The sequence below is a fragment of the Sphingomonas sp. SP6 genome (assembly GCF_058313435.1).
In genome coordinates this window covers 147,446-161,095 of the sequence record NZ_JBZFLG010000001.1, presented here as the reverse complement: position 1 = coordinate 161,095, position 13,650 = coordinate 147,446, and the positions used below count along the sequence as shown (strand labels likewise).

13 protein-coding genes are annotated in these 13,650 nt (G+C 69.3%); 7 read left to right on the top strand and 6 right to left on the bottom strand.

Features of this window, described 5'->3' with window-relative positions; translation table 11 throughout:
• Together AC4GYY_RS00775 and AC4GYY_RS00770 are read left to right on the top strand one after the other, a co-directional pair.
• Complete coding sequence (locus tag AC4GYY_RS00775) at positions 1 to 1,137, top strand: hypothetical protein (protein WP_491117871.1); 1,137 nt, start codon at positions 1 to 3, stop codon at positions 1,135 to 1,137.
• A 188-nt stretch (positions 1,138 to 1,325) separates the two neighbouring features.
• The gene (locus AC4GYY_RS00770) at positions 1,326 to 2,672 is read left to right on the top strand and encodes an exopolysaccharide biosynthesis polyprenyl glycosylphosphotransferase (RefSeq protein ID WP_491117869.1); all 1,347 of its coding nucleotides are present in this window, start codon (positions 1,326 to 1,328) and stop codon (positions 2,670 to 2,672) included.
• 16 nt (positions 2,673 to 2,688) lie between these two features.
• Here AC4GYY_RS00770 and AC4GYY_RS00765 read toward each other — a convergent pair whose 3' ends face one another.
• Entirely contained in the window at positions 2,689 to 3,222 is a 534-nt protein-coding gene (locus AC4GYY_RS00765; RefSeq protein ID WP_491117867.1) for a DUF3617 domain-containing protein, read from the bottom strand.
• Positions 3,223 to 3,327: 105 nt separating this feature from the next.
• Here AC4GYY_RS00765 and uvrB point away from each other — a divergent pair, with 105 nt between their 5' ends.
• Both uvrB and AC4GYY_RS00755 read left to right on the top strand, forming a co-directional pair.
• On the top strand, positions 3,328 to 5,520 hold the full coding sequence (gene uvrB, locus AC4GYY_RS00760) for an excinuclease ABC subunit UvrB (protein ID WP_491117865.1): 2,193 nt from the start codon (positions 3,328 to 3,330) through the stop codon (positions 5,518 to 5,520).
• Positions 5,521 to 5,689: 169 nt separating this feature from the next.
• Positions 5,690 to 6,418 (top strand): energy transducer TonB, encoded by a 729-nt coding sequence (locus AC4GYY_RS00755; RefSeq protein ID WP_491117863.1) that lies wholly within the window; start codon positions 5,690 to 5,692, stop codon positions 6,416 to 6,418.
• 3 nt (positions 6,419 to 6,421) lie between these two features.
• Here the strand turns inward: AC4GYY_RS00755 and AC4GYY_RS00750 are convergent, their stop codons facing one another.
• From AC4GYY_RS00750 to AC4GYY_RS00740, 3 genes are read right to left on the bottom strand one after another with little or no spacing between them, the layout of a single operon-like run.
• Complete coding sequence (locus tag AC4GYY_RS00750; protein ID WP_491117861.1) at positions 6,422 to 6,562, bottom strand: hypothetical protein; 141 nt, start codon at positions 6,560 to 6,562, stop codon at positions 6,422 to 6,424.
• 5 nt (positions 6,563 to 6,567) lie between these two features.
• Positions 6,568 to 7,014, bottom strand: coding sequence for a DUF3597 domain-containing protein (locus AC4GYY_RS00745; protein ID WP_491117859.1), 447 nt, complete (start codon positions 7,012 to 7,014; stop codon positions 6,568 to 6,570).
• A gap of 22 nt (positions 7,015 to 7,036) precedes the next feature.
• Positions 7,037 to 7,405, bottom strand: a complete 369-nt coding sequence (locus AC4GYY_RS00740; RefSeq protein ID WP_491117857.1) for a PRC-barrel domain-containing protein — start codon at positions 7,403 to 7,405, stop codon at positions 7,037 to 7,039.
• Between the two features lie 93 nt (positions 7,406 to 7,498).
• Between AC4GYY_RS00740 and AC4GYY_RS00735 the strand changes: the two genes are divergently transcribed.
• Both AC4GYY_RS00735 and AC4GYY_RS00730 read left to right on the top strand, forming a co-directional pair.
• Complete coding sequence (locus AC4GYY_RS00735; RefSeq protein ID WP_491117855.1) at positions 7,499 to 8,023, top strand: hypothetical protein; 525 nt, start codon at positions 7,499 to 7,501, stop codon at positions 8,021 to 8,023.
• 432 nt (positions 8,024 to 8,455) lie between these two features.
• Positions 8,456 to 9,589, top strand: coding sequence for a 2OG-Fe(II) oxygenase (locus AC4GYY_RS00730; protein ID WP_491117853.1), 1,134 nt, complete (start codon positions 8,456 to 8,458; stop codon positions 9,587 to 9,589).
• A 174-nt stretch (positions 9,590 to 9,763) separates the two neighbouring features.
• On the opposite strand, the gene AC4GYY_RS00725 is transcribed toward AC4GYY_RS00730, so the two are convergent.
• Positions 9,764 to 11,050, bottom strand: coding sequence for a homoserine dehydrogenase (locus tag AC4GYY_RS00725; RefSeq protein ID WP_491117851.1), 1,287 nt, complete (start codon positions 11,048 to 11,050; stop codon positions 9,764 to 9,766).
• A gap of 54 nt (positions 11,051 to 11,104) precedes the next feature.
• Positions 11,105 to 11,389 (bottom strand): PspC domain-containing protein, encoded by a 285-nt coding sequence (locus tag AC4GYY_RS00720; protein ID WP_491117849.1) that lies wholly within the window; start codon positions 11,387 to 11,389, stop codon positions 11,105 to 11,107.
• Positions 11,390 to 11,693: 304 nt separating this feature from the next.
• Here AC4GYY_RS00720 and AC4GYY_RS00715 point away from each other — a divergent pair, with 304 nt between their 5' ends.
• Positions 11,694 to 13,649 (top strand): OPT family oligopeptide transporter, encoded by a 1,956-nt coding sequence (locus AC4GYY_RS00715; RefSeq protein WP_491117847.1) that lies wholly within the window; start codon positions 11,694 to 11,696, stop codon positions 13,647 to 13,649.
• Position 13,650 lies beyond the last annotated feature (1 nt).

Here is a 13,650-nt window from a genome sequence, read left to right as displayed (position 1 = left end):
ATGCGGCTCGCTCCGGGGCGGATCGCGCTCGCGATCGTCGTCGCGGCGCTCGGGCTGTGGATCGGCGCGCAGGGGTTTGTCGCGCCCACTGCCGACGCCGCGGCACTGGGCGAGCGTTCACGCCAGGCGCTCGGCAGCGGCGATCTCGCCGGCGCATCCGCTCTCGCCCGCCAGGCGCTGCGCCGCGACCCGACCGTCGTCGCGGCGGTTCAGACGCTAGGGCTGGCAGCGCAGGCGAAGAATGATGCCGCTCACGCGGGCCGGCTGCTCGCTTATGCCGATCGCCTGTCGCGCCGCGACCTCCAGACACACCTTTGGGCGATCGAACGCGAGGCGGCGGCCGGCGATCTCGACGGCGCCTTGCGCGACTATGATCTGGCGCTCCGCACCTCGGACGCCGCGCGCGATCTGCTCTTCCCGGTGCTCGCCGGTGCGGTCGCCGATCCCGCGGTGGCGCAGGCGCTGATCCGCCGCTGGCGCACCGAGCCGGCGTGGCGGCCGGACTTCCTGTCCTATCTGGCGGGCGATCCCAAGGTCGATCCGGCGCTCGCCGTGCGCGTCCTGCAATCGGCCACCGCCCTCCGGCCGGCGAAGGGCGACATCGCGACCTTGATCGCGCGCGCGGTGGCGGCCGGGAATTTCGCGACCGCCTGGCGCGCCTACCGTCTGGTCCATCCCCGTGCCGATCCGCGCCAGGTCCGCGATCCGACCTTCGCCAGCCTGCCCGACGGCCCGACGGCGTTCGACTGGTCGCCGTCGACCACCGGCGGGATCGCGGCGCAACCGGTGGGGGAGAACGGCGCCGCCGGCCTCGTGGTCGATGCGGAGCCCGGGACCGCCGGAACCGCGATCGAACAGCTCCAGCTGCTTCCGACCGGTCGCTACCGCCTCACCGTGGCCGCCGGACCGGTCTCCGGCAGCGGCACGTTCGTCTGGTCGCTGACTTGCAGCGGCGGTCCTGAACTCGCACGCATCACCATGTCCAGCGGCGATGCGCGCGGTTATGCATCGCCGATCTTCGCGCTGCCGGCGGGCTGCGCCGTGCAGCGGCTGGCGCTCGCCGTCGATGCGAGCGCCAGCCCCGACGCGCTTCACGCGGAGATCAGGCGGACCGCGGTGACGCCCGGGCCTCGCTGACCAAGGACGAAAGCGGACAAACCGTTCTCGAAACGGGGCCGATTGGCGAGCATGGGAGGCCGTGAGGGGATTGGCCCGCACACCGCTGACCCGCTAGAGTCGTCCCTCGTGGGGGACACTCGAACGTGCTTGCTACGGAGTCGAGGGACACCGAGCTGGGGCAGCTCATCTCGGCGACGGGGCCGGCCGTGAAGCGCCGGCATTGGCGGCCGCGCAACGCGGTGCTGCGCGCGCGCGTGTTCCTGCTGCTCGTCGCGAGCGACACGATCTCCATCGTCGCCGGGTTCGTGGCGGTGGCGGCGCTACGCGGCATGCTCCTCGCCGACGACAATTGGCTGGTTCTGCTGCTGGCGCTCGTTCCGGTCTATCTCGGCATCGCCGTCAGCAGTCACGCTTATGCCTCGGGGAACCTGCAGGACCCGTTCCGCGCGATGGCGAAGGCCGCCCAGTCCTTCGTCATCGCCGTCGGCGGGATCATCCTCGCCGCCTTCTACCTGCAGACCAGCGCCAGCCTGCCGCGGTTGACGATCGCCACCGGATCGCTGCTGTCGATCTCGACGCTGGCGCTCTGCCGATCGGTCATCGTGCGCCACATGCCCCGGCTGGTCGGCGGCAATCCGTTCAGCGTCGTCGTGATCTGCGACGGGGTCCATGTCAGCCCGCGCGGGGCCACGACGGTGATGTTCGCCTCCGATGCGCAGATCGACCCCGACCGGCACGATCCGGCGATGTACGATCGCCTGGCGACCGCACTCCAGGCCGCGGACCGCGTCGTCGTGGCCTGTCAGGCCGATCGCCGCCGCGCCTGGGCGCACCTGCTCAAGGGCGCGAACGTCCAGAGCGAGATCATCGTCCCCGAGCTGGTCGAGTTCGCCCCGCTCGGGATCGGGGTCCATGCCGGCGAGCCGACGCTCGTGGTCGCGAACGGTCCCCTCGGCCTGTTCGATCGGGTGATCAAGCGCCTGTTCGACCTGTCGGTCGCGGCGTTCGGACTGGTCCTGCTCAGCCCGCTGCTGCTGGTGACGGCGATCGCGGTGAAGCTCGACAGCGACGGCCCGATCCTGTTTCGCCAGGTCCGGATCGGGCGTGGCAACCAGCTGTTCGAGATGCTGAAGTTCCGCAGCATGCGCACCGGCGATCAGGCAGGGCACCGATCCACCGCGCGGGACGACGATCGCATCACCCGCGTCGGCCGCATCATCCGCAAGACCAGCGTCGACGAATTGCCCCAGCTGCTGAACGTCCTCGGCGGGTCGATGAGCATCGTCGGCCCCCGCCCGCACGCGCTCGGCAGCCGCGCCGAAGAAAAGCTGTTCTGGGATATCGACCATCGTTACTGGCACCGCCACGCGACCAAACCCGGGCTGACCGGACTGGCGCAGGTGCGCGGCTACCGCGGCGCGACGATGTTCGAGGACGATCTGCGCAACCGGTTGCAGGCCGATCTCGAATATCTCGAGGACTGGTCGATCTGGCGCGACGTCAAGATCATCTTCGCGACCGTCCGGGTCGTCCTCCACCGCAACGCTTACTGAACGAGGGCCGCTCTCCTCACCTCGCCGCGGGACAGTCGCCGATCCGCTTCGCTTCGGTGTGGACCTTCTGCGACATCGCCATCGGTCCGGTCATGCTGACCTCGGCGTCGGTGGTCATGCTGGTCGGCGTGTAGCGGCCGGTGGTCTTGCTGTGCATCTCTCCCGCGCCCCCGCCCGGCATCTTGCACGTCATCTCGGCCGCGATCGTGCCGCCGGCGAAGCTGGAGGTGGTCGCCGTGCAGTCGAGCTTCGCCTGCTTGATGAAGTCGCCCGGCCCCTTCGAGGCCTGCTCCGGGGTGATGCAGGTCTTGCTGGTCATCGCGGGCGGGGCAGAGGGGGCGCCGGCGATCTCCGCCATCTTCAGGTCGCTGATCTGGACCTTGACCTCCCACTCGCCGGGCGTGAGCTTCAGCGGCTGCGCGCCCGCGCCGGTCCCGCTCGTGGTCACTTCCCCCGTCTGCGAATTGGTGGTGATCGTGGTCGAGCCGGTCTTCTGGTTGCACGCGGCCAGCGCGCAGGCAGCGCCGGCGATCAGGATGGCGGAACGCATCGGTCGTGTCTCCCCGGTTGAGGGATGCGGTGTCGCCCGAACCGCGCGCCTTGGCAATGCCGCTCCGCCCTTTGCGCCGTTCTCCTTATGCCCCATATCGGGCGCATGGCGATCCACATCCGCACCACGCTCGACGAGCCGGAGACCGACTCCGCATTCGTCCCTCACCGCCCGAACCGGCCGGAGAAGGCCGAGGGCGGCCGTCGCTTCAACCTCGTCAGCGACTATCGGCCGGCGGGCGACCAGCCGACCGCAATCGCCGAATTGGTCGAGAGCGCGAAGGGCGGCGAGCGCGACCAGGTGCTGCTCGGCGTCACCGGCTCGGGCAAGACCTTCACCATGGCAAGCGTGATCCAGGAGCTCCAGCGCCCCGCGCTGATCCTCGCGCCGAACAAGATCCTCGCCGCCCAGCTCTACGGCGAGATGAAGTCCTTCTTTCCCGAGAACGCGGTCGAGTATTTCGTCAGTTACTACGATTACTACCAGCCCGAGGCCTATGTCCCGCGCTCGGACACGTACATCGAGAAGGAAAGCTCGGTGAATGAATCGATCGACCGGATGCGCCACTCGGCGACCCGGGCACTGCTGGAGCGCGACGACGTCATCATCGTCGCGTCCGTGTCCTGCCTCTACGGCATTGGCTCGGTCGAGACCTATTCGGCGATGATCTTCGACCTCAAGAAGGGCCAGACGGTCGACCAGACCGAGATCGTGCGCAAGCTCGTCGCGCTCCAGTACAAGCGCAACGACATGGGCTTCCAGCGCGGCAACTTCCGGGTCAAGGGCGACACGCTGGAGATCTTCCCGTCGCACTATGAAGACAGCGCCTGGCGCGTCACCTTCTTCGGCGACGAGATCGAGGAGATCGTCGAGTTCGATCCGCTGACCGGGAAGAAGTCGGTCTCGCACAACTCGATCCGCGTCTACGCCAACTCGCACTACGTGACTCCCGGCCCGACGATGAAGCAGGCGGTCGAGGCGATCCGCTTCGAGCTGACCGAGCGGCTCAAGGAGCTGGTGATCGAGGGCAAGTTGCTCGAGGCGCAGCGGCTCGAACAGCGCACCAACTTCGACCTCGAGATGATCGCCGCGACCGGCGCGTGCAACGGCATCGAGAATTACAGCCGCTTCCTCACCGGCCGCATGCCCGGCGAGCCGCCGCCAACGCTGTTCGAATATCTGCCCGAGAACGCGCTCCTGTTCGTCGACGAGAGCCACGTCACGATCGGCCAGATCAACGGCATGTCGCGCGGCGACCACCGCCGCAAGCTGACGCTCGCCGAATACGGCTTCCGCCTGCCCTCGGCGATCGACAACCGACCGCTCCGGTTCAACGAATGGGAGGCAATGCGTCCGCAGACGACCTATGTCTCGGCGACCCCGGGGACGTGGGAGATGGAGCAGACCGGCGGCGTCTTCGCCGAACAGGTGATCCGTCCGACCGGGCTCATCGACCCGCCCGTCGAGATCAAGCCGGTGGAGGAGCAGGTCCAAGACTGCATCGTCGAATGCCGCAAGACCGCGGAGGCCGGTTACCGCACCCTCGTCACCACGCTGACCAAGCGCATGGCCGAGGACCTGACCGAATACATGCACGAGGCCGGGCTCCGCGTCCGCTACATGCACTCCGACGTCGAGACGCTGGAGCGGATCGAGCTGATCCGCGATCTGCGGATGGGCGTCTACGACGTGCTGGTCGGGATCAACCTGCTGCGCGAAGGACTCGACATCCCCGAATGCGGGCTGGTCTGCATCATGGACGCCGACAAGGAGGGTTTCCTCCGCTCCGAAACCTCGTTGATCCAGACGATCGGCCGCGCAGCGCGCAACGTCGACGGTCGCGTGATCCTCTACGCCGACCGCATGACCGGCAGCATGGAGCGCGCGCTCAACGAGACCAACCGCCGCCGCGAGAAGCAGCTCGCCTACAACGCCGAGCACGGCATCACCCCGCAGACGATCCGCCGCAACATCGGCGACATCATCGCCGACGTCTCGAACCGCGACGGCGTGCTGATCGAGATCGAGGAGGGCGGGCCGAAGCACATGGTCGGCCACAACCTGCGCGCCTACATCGAGGACCTGGAGAAGGCGATGCGCAAGGCCGCCGCGGACCTCGAGTTCGAGGAGGCCGGTCGCCTCCGCGACGAGATCCGCAAGCTTGAGCAGGAGGAGCTCGGCCTGCCGGTCGAGGAGCACCGCGCCCCGGTCATGGGCCGCAGCAACGAGGGCAAGCCGGGCACGCGCAAGACGCGGTACGGGAAGCAGCAGCAGGTGAGGATGGGGAAGCGACGGTAAGTTTTATGTTACCGCGTTACCGCTGTTACCGCTCGACAAACAGCAGAGCGAACAAACCGACCACGATCTTGAAGAAGCGCGCGACGCGCTTCGGGACGCGCTGCCGCAGATCGTCCGCCGCGCCGCCTGACCCCGGAACCGCCCCGCCCTCACGCGGGTTCGCGCGGGCGTGACTTCGCGTGAACGGTTCGCAGGCGCCGCCGCTGCGCTCGGCGTGCAGGCGCTGCTCGGGTGGGCGCTGATCTCCGGGCTCACCGTGTCCTGGCGTCGCCTCCCGGAGCAGGCGCTCGCGGTGTTCCGGATCGCGCCGCCGCCTCCTCCGCCGCCACCCGCGGTCGAGCCGCCGCCGCAGCCGCACAGCCTGCGCCCCAAGGACGCCCCCGCTCCGCCGAACCTCACGTCACGCGCCACGCCCGTCGTTGCGCCGCCGCCCGTGCTGCGCCAGCGTGTGCCACCCCCCGTCGTCGCGGCGCTCACACCCGCGACAGGCTTCCAGCCGACCTCGGGCGCGGCACTCGTCGCCGGGCCGGGCACGGGCGCCGGCGGATCGGGCGACGGGTTCGGCGGCGGCGGTAACGGAGAGGGCGACGGCGCCCCGCCGCGCTGGAAGCGCGGTCGCCTCAAAGATCAGGATTACCCGAAGGACGCCGCGCTCGCCGGCACCACGGGCGTCGTCGGCGTCCGCTTCCGCGTCGACACCGACGGCCATGTCGGCGAATGCGTGGTCGCGAAGTCGAGCGGCTCAGCCGAACTCGATGCGACCACCTGCCGCCTGATCCAGCAGCGCTTTCGCTACGATCCCGCGCGCGACGAGCGCGGCCGCAAGGTCCCGGCATGGCTGGTCGAGAACCACGAATGGGTCATCGAGCGGCCACCGCCGCCGGTCACCACACCCTGACGATCAGCGCGCGTCCTTGTCCGGCGCGCTCGGCTCGGCGTCGATCGTCTGCGGCGTGTGGCCGTCATCCTTGTCCGGGGAATCGGGATCCTCGAACAGCTCCTCGACGGCTTCCTCGACATTCGTCTTCTTGCCCTCGGTCATCGCGATCAGCCCTTCGTCTCGTCGAGGCGGTCCATCACCGCCTTGTGCAGCCAGATGTTCATCTCGGCCGATCCGTCCTTGGGGCCGGTATAGCCGAGCTCGGTCGCCAGCTCCTTGCGGTTCTCCAGGCTGGGGTCGAGGTCGAGGAGCTTCATCAGGTCGACAATGGAGGTCTTGTAGTTGAGGTTCGGATTGCCCTTCGACGCGGACAGCGCGCTCAGCCGGGCATCCACATCGACCGGCTGGGCCGCCGCGGGCGCGGCCTGAGCCGCAGCCGCAGCCGGAGCCTGCACCGGCGCGGCCGAGACCGCGGGCGCCGCGGTCGGTGCGGCGGATGGCTGCGGCTGAGGCGCGGGCGCGGCCGGCGCCGCCTCCTTGTGCCCGCTGAACTGGCCGCCCAGCGGCCCATGCTCGCCGAAGATGGCGGACTTGATCTTGCCGAAGATGCTCATCGTCGTCTCTCCTAGTCGGGGGTCAGGCGGCCACGTCTTCGGCGCGTACGCCGTAATAACTGGCGACGCGGTCGGCATAGGCCTGGTCGAACACGGGGGCGTTGTTGGCCCAGCTGGGCCCGCCCTCGAGCACGCGCCGGTCGATCGTCACGACATAGCGGTCGCGGACGGGATCGAAGCTCAGCAGCTCGAACGGCAGCGGATAATAGCTCTTGCCCATCCCCAGGAACCCGCCGAGCGCGAGCACCGCATGGGTCACCCGACCCGTGCCCTTGTGGACCATGAAGGCATGGACCGTGCCCAGCGCATCGCCGTCGCGGCTGTCGAGCTTCATCGAGCCCGAGATCGTCGATTCGATCAGCAGCAGGGTTGGGGCATTCGGTTCGGCCATCGCTCTCTCCACGGCGTCGTTCCGGGGCTGAACCGATGTCGGCGCGCGACGGTTCCGGTTGAGGCGATGCGCGTCCTCCCGCATAGCCCGACGATGCGCCGCTTCCTCTCGCTCGCCCTTCTCGCCACGGTCGCCGGATGCGTCGCTCCGCCGCCGCCCGCGCGCGAGCCGCCGCCCCGCCCGCATCCGCTGCCCGCGCCACCCACGCCGACATCGCTCCCCACGAGCACGGATTGGCGGGATTGGCCGCTGACCTCGGGAAGCTGGACCTATCGGCGTGACGACCGGGGAAGCCGCGCGCTGTTCGGCACGATCGGAATGGATGCGCTGCTGGTCCTGCGGTGCGATCTCGCCGCGCGACGGGTGTTCGTGTCGCGCTCCGGCGCCGCGACGACGCCGCTGACGATCCGCACGACCAGCGCCACCCGCGCGCTCGCGGTCCAGCCGACCGGCGGCACGCCGCCGTACGTCGCGGCCGCGCTCGATCCTGCGGACCCGCTGCTCGACGCGATGGCGTTCAGCCGTGGCAAGGTCGTGGTCGAACAGCCAGGCGTGCCTCGCCTGGTGCTCCCCGCTTGGGCCGAGATCGGTCGCGTGATCGAGGATTGCCGCGGCTGAGGCGCCACGCGGCAAGGGGACGAACACTCGCCGACTCTCCGGTGAAAAACAAGGCTTGTTTCGCCGGAGATCGCCCGCCAAATAGGTGCCGTGGCCACGCTGGCCACGCCGTTATCAACCAGCGAAAGGAGGTGATCCGATGTCTCATGGTTCAGCAATGGGGTCGGTTCAGTTCGTTCGGGGGACGCGCTTCTAAGGAACCGTCGATCCACTCCGGGGGGTATTCTCCCCCAAGCAACGGAGTGGTGAGGTTCGTATAGAGGTCCGCATGGTCTCCCGGGCTGGAGCTCTCCGGCCGCTGACCATGTTTAGGGGTTGTCGGGTGTCCGTTCGCGGACATCCGGCAACCTCTTCTCATATCTGGAACAGGCGCTTTGCGATCGGCGCGGCCCGGCCGATGATCGCGCCGCCGACATATGGCGCGAGGATGCGATGGCACACCCTGTCCTGATCCTGCCGGGCGATCCCGCGCCCATGTTCAACGCCCGCGCGATCGCCAATCCGCGTTACGTCTTCAGCTCGGCGGCTGGACGCTATCTCGTCCTCTGCTTCTACGGCAGCGCCGCCGATCCGCACGGCCGCGCCGCGATCGACGCGGCGCAAGCGCGGGGCGATCTGTTCGACGACGCCCACGCCTCGTTCTTCGGGATCGGCGTCGATCCCGCCGACGAAGCGCAGCAGCGCGTGTCGGACCGCTATCCAGGCTACCGCTATCTCTGGGATTTCGATCTCGCGATTGACAAGCTCTACGGCGTCGTCGCGTCCGATGCGTCGACCGCCGGAGGGCTGCGGATGCGACGAACGTGGGTCATCGTCGATCCGACGCTGCGCGTGCTCTACGTCGAGCCGTTCCGCGAGGATCGAAGCGACATCGCCGCGGTGCTCGGCCGGTTGGCGGAACTCCCCCCGCCCGATCGCTTCGCGGGAGTCGAGCTTCAAGCGCCGATCATCCTGCTCCCCAACGTCTTCGAGCCCGGCTTCTGCCGCAAGCTGATCGATCTGTACCAGTCGCAGGGCGGGCAGGAATCGGGCTTCATGCGCGAGGAGAACGGCCGGACGGTCCTCGTCAACGATCCCGCGCACAAGCGCCGCCGCGACGTCGAGGTCACCGACAAGGGGCTGATCGGCGAGCTTCAGGCGCGCATCCTACGCCGGATCGTCCCCGAGATCGCCAAGGTCCACCAGTTTCAGGTCACGCGGATGGAGCGTTACCTCGTCGCCTGCTATTCGGCGGCCGAGGGCGGCCATTTCCGCGCGCACCGCGACAACACGACGAAGGGCACCGCGCACCGCCGCTTCGCCGTCTCGATCAACTTGAACGAGGAGTTCGAGGGCGGCGAGGTCAGCTTCCCGGAATACGGCCCCCGCGGCTTCAAGCCGCCGCCGGGCGGCGCGGTGGTCTTCTCCTGCTCGCTCCTCCACCAGGTCTCGAAGGTCACCGCGGGCGAACGCTACGCCTTCCTGCCGTTTCTCTACGACGACGCGGCGGCGAAGATCCGGGAGGCGAACATCGGTTACCTCGGTGACGGCACGACGAAATACGTCGCGGAAGCGAAGGCGGGGTGACGCCCAGGTGAAAGAAGGAGGAGTTTCGCGCGAAGGACGCGAAGCGTTTTCCGAGGTTTTCCGCGAAGCGGAGTGCGAGACGAGCGCATGGCGCTTCGCGGCTCGCTGCGAACCACGTCGCCCTCCTTCTTCTTCGCGTCCTTCGCGTGAACCACGTTCTTCTCTTTGCTCAGCTCACCCCAGGATGTGCATCCACATCGGCTGCCCCACCACGCTCTGCGACCCGCGCAGCCGCTCCAGCGCCGCGGCGACGCTCCGCTCCGGCCCTTCGTGGGTCACGATCGCGACCAGCACGCTCCCGTCCGGATTCGCCCCGCGCTGGATCAGGCTTTCGATCGACACCCCGGCGTCGCGCATCGCCGCCGCGATCTCGGCGAGAACGCCGACCCGGTCGGCGACGGTGAAGCGCAGATACGCCCGCCCCCGCCGCGCGCCGCTGTCGGCCGCCGGCGCCGGGTCGAGCAAAGCCACCGGCATCGCATAGGGCGGGCCATATTCGCCCCGCGCGATGTCGATGAGGTCGGCGACGACCGCGCTCGCGGTCGGCCCGTCGCCGGCACCGGCGCCCTGGAACAACAGCCGCCCGACGAAATTGCCCTCGGCGACGACCGCATTGGTCGATCCGGTGACGTGCGCCAGCGGATGGTTCTCCGGCACGAGATGGGCGTGGACCCGCTGGAACAGCCCGTCGCTCCCCGCCTCCGCGACGCCCAGCAGCCGGATGCGGTAGCCGAGCGCCTTCGCCTCCGCGATATCCGCGGCGATGACATGGCGGATGCCGCTCGCCTCGACCCGCGCGAACGCGGGTCGGGTTCCGAAGGCGAGGCTGGCGAGGATCGACAATTTGTGCGCGGCGTCGACGCCGTCGATGTCGAAGGTCGGATCCGCCTCCGCGTAGCCCAGCGCCTGCGCCTCGCCGAGCACCTCGGCGAAGTCGCGGCCTTCCGCCTCCATTTTCGAAAGGATGAAGTTGCAGGTGCCGTTGAGGATGCCCGAGACCCGCGCGATCGCGTTCGCCGCCGCACCCTCGCGCAGCCCCTTGATGACGGGCACCCCGCCCGCGACCGCCGCCTCGAACTTCAGCGGCACGCCGGCCCGTTCGGCCGCTTCGGCGAGTTCCAGGCCATGATGCGCCAGCATCGCCTTGTTCGCGGTGACCAGCCCCTTGCCCGCCGCCAGCGTCCGCCGCGCGAGCGTCAGCGCGGGGCCGTCCGCGCCGCCGATCAATTCGACGACGACATCGGCGTCATGCTCGGCGAGCGCGGCGGTGTCGTCGATCCAGGCGAAGCGCGCGACGTCCACGCCGCGATCCTTGCTCCGGTCACGCGCCGAGACCGCGACCACCTCGATCGGTCTGCCGGCCCGCCGGGCGATCAGCTCGCGGTTGACGTCGAGCACGCGGATCACCCCGCCCCCGACGGTGCCCAATCCCGCCAGCGCCACCCTCAACACGTCCGCCATCGCGATCCCCTTCGTCCGGGCGCGCCTAGCGGCGGGGCCCGGACGAGTCGAGGATCAGGCGGCACGCGCCAGTTCGACCCGCTCTTCCTGCGGCGCGGGCGCGAAGGCGACCACCTCCGCACTCTCCGGCGCCGGGCGCGGCCGCGGAAAGATCAGGCGGGCGGTCAGGATGAACGCGCCCAGCGCGAAGTAGCTGGCGATCACCACCACGGGATCGAAGATGAACGTGCTGGCGAACACCAACCGCAGCCAGAGCGGATTGACGCCGAGGTCCTCGCCCACCGCGTTGCAGATGCCGAAGAGGTTGTCGTTGGCGACGTGGGAAGCGGTGTCGGTCATGCCCTTGAACTCCGTAGGCGGCGGCGTCGTGCCGGTCTGCCCGGAGCTTCGCAGGTTGCGTGCCAAGTGCAGGACCGTGACTTTACAGAGGCTTAAGGTGCGGGGGCATGAAGAGGATGGGCGTGGCGCGCCAGATGGTGGCGTAAAATCCAGATCTTCTCCGCGTACCGAAAGGGGCGAGCGCGGCGAGATGAAGAGGGCTCTCCTCCTTACGTAATTCGAGGAGAGCGCTTCGGTCAGTCCTCGACTGCGCCCGACGGGGGAGGATCGACGACGCGATCCCGATCTGCCACCACGCGCATCCATGGCCACCTCGCCCGCTCCCGCCGAACTCACCATCCGCGGCGTCGTGCTCGGCGCGCTGATCACGCTCGTGTTCACCGCCGCGAACGCTTATCTTGGGCTCAAGGTCGGCCTCACCTTCGCGACCTCGATCCCCGCGGCGGTGATCTCGATGGCGGTGCTGCGGCTGCTGCCGCACTCGAGCATTCTGGAGAACAATATCGTCCAGACGATCGCCTCGGCCGCGGGAACGCTCGCGGCGATCGTCTTCGTGCTGCCGGGGCTGGTGATGATCGGCTGGTGGCACGGCTTTCCCTTCGTCACCACCGCCGCGATCACGATGACCGGCGGCGTGCTCGGCGTGATGTTCTCGGTTCCGCTCCGCCGCGCGCTCGTGGTCGGCGGCGACCTCCCCTATCCCGAAGGCCGCGCCGCCGCCGAAGTGCTGGTCGCGGGCTCGCGCGCCGGCGCGGGGACGGAGAACGCCGCGGGTCTGCGCGTCCTCGTCCTCGGTTCGGTCGTCTCGGCGGTGTTCGCGCTGCTGACCCAGCTGAAGCTCGCCGTCGCCGAGGCCTCGGTCTGGTTCCGCGTCGGCGCTGGGGCGACCGGGGTCGCGGGCGGGCTGTCGTTCGCGCTGTTCGGGATCGGCCACCTCGTCGGGCTGTCGGTCGGCATCGCGCAGCTGGTCGGGCTCGCGACCGGCTGGTTCCTGCTGTTGCCGTACCTGACCGCGCATCAGCCGATGACGGGAGAGGTCGCCGACTGGGCGGCGAGCGTGTTCTCGAAGGAAGTCCGCTTCTTCGGCGCCGGCGTGATCGGGGTCGCCGCGATCTGGACGCTGCTCCGCATCGCCGCCCCCGTCCTCGGCGGCATCCGCTCGGCGCTGGCCGCCAGCCGCGCCCGCGCGGGGGGCGAGACGCTGGCGATCGAGGAGCAGGACATCCCGATCGGCTTCGTCACCATCGGTGCGGCGGCGATGCTGGTGCCAATCGGCTGGCTTCTCTGGAGCACGCTCGCCAGCGGTCCTCTCGCCGCCAGCGCCGCGCTGCTCGTCGCCGGGGCGCTCGTCTTCGTCGCCGTGGTCGGCCTCGCGATCGCCGCCGTGACCGGCTACATGGCGGGGCTGATCGGCGCGTCCAACTCGCCGGTCTCCGGCATCGGCATCTTGGCGGTGCTGGGCGCGTCGCTGATGCTGCTCGGGCTGATCGGCACGCCGCAGGGTGACGCGACCGCGGCGAGCGTGGCGTATGCGCTGATGGTCACCGGCATCGTCTTCGGCATCGCCACGATCGCCAACGACAACCTCCAGGACTTGAAGACCGGCCAGCTGCTCGGCGCGACGCCGTGGAAGCAACAGGTGGCGCTGATCATCGGCGTGGTGTTCGGCTCACTGGTGATTCCACCGGTCCTCGACCTGCTCGACACCGCCTTCGGCTTCGCCGGCGCGCCGGGTGCGGGACCGAACGCGCTCGCCGCGCCGCAGGCGGGGCTGATCTCCGCGCTCGCCAAGGGGATGCTGGGCGGCGGGCTCAACACCGCGATGATCGGCTGGGGCGCGGTCGCGGGCGCGATCTTCGTGCTCCTCGACGAGGCGCTCGGGCGCATGGGCCGCCTCCGCCTGCCCCCGCTCGCGGTCGGGATCGGCATCTACCTGCCGATGTCGGCCATCCTCCCCGTCGTGATCGGCGCGGTGATCGGCCATCTCTACGACCGGCGCGCCGAAAGTCTGCGCGATCCCGAACTCGCCAAACGCCTGGGCGTCCTCGCCGCCACCGGCATGATCGTCGGCGAGAGCCTGTGGCAGGTCGTCTTCGCCGGCATCGTCGCCGCGACCGGCGCCGATAGCCCGCTGGCGATTGTCGGCGACGGCTTCGCCCATGTCGCGCTGATCGGCGGGACGATGCTGTTCGCGGTCCTGCTCGGCTGGCTCTACCGTGCGACCTGGGTGACGGCGAAGCGCGTTTCGCGTCCCGCCTGAC

Excerpts from the sequence above, each read along its gene's own strand:
- AC4GYY_RS00775 (WP_491117871.1), top strand. The coding sequence starts at position 1 with ATGCGGCTCGCTCCGGGGCGGATCGCGCTCGCGATCGTCGTCGCGGCG.
- AC4GYY_RS00765 (WP_491117867.1), bottom strand. The coding sequence starts at position 3,222 with ATGCGTTCCGCCATCCTGATCGCCGGCGCTGCCTGCGCGCTGGCCGCG.
- uvrB (WP_491117865.1), top strand. The coding sequence starts at position 3,328 with ATGGCGATCCACATCCGCACCACGCTCGACGAGCCGGAGACCGACTCC.
- AC4GYY_RS00750 (WP_491117861.1), bottom strand. The coding sequence starts at position 6,562 with ATGACCGAGGGCAAGAAGACGAATGTCGAGGAAGCCGTCGAGGAGCTG.
- AC4GYY_RS00745 (WP_491117859.1), bottom strand. The coding sequence starts at position 7,014 with ATGAGCATCTTCGGCAAGATCAAGTCCGCCATCTTCGGCGAGCATGGG.
- AC4GYY_RS00740 (WP_491117857.1), bottom strand. The coding sequence starts at position 7,405 with ATGGCCGAACCGAATGCCCCAACCCTGCTGCTGATCGAATCGACGATC.
- AC4GYY_RS00735 (WP_491117855.1), top strand. The coding sequence starts at position 7,499 with ATGCGCCGCTTCCTCTCGCTCGCCCTTCTCGCCACGGTCGCCGGATGC.
- AC4GYY_RS00730 (WP_491117853.1), top strand. The coding sequence starts at position 8,456 with ATGGCACACCCTGTCCTGATCCTGCCGGGCGATCCCGCGCCCATGTTC.
- AC4GYY_RS00725 (WP_491117851.1), bottom strand. The coding sequence starts at position 11,050 with ATGGCGGACGTGTTGAGGGTGGCGCTGGCGGGATTGGGCACCGTCGGG.
- AC4GYY_RS00720 (WP_491117849.1), bottom strand. The coding sequence starts at position 11,389 with ATGACCGACACCGCTTCCCACGTCGCCAACGACAACCTCTTCGGCATC.
- AC4GYY_RS00715 (WP_491117847.1), top strand. The coding sequence starts at position 11,694 with ATGGCCACCTCGCCCGCTCCCGCCGAACTCACCATCCGCGGCGTCGTG.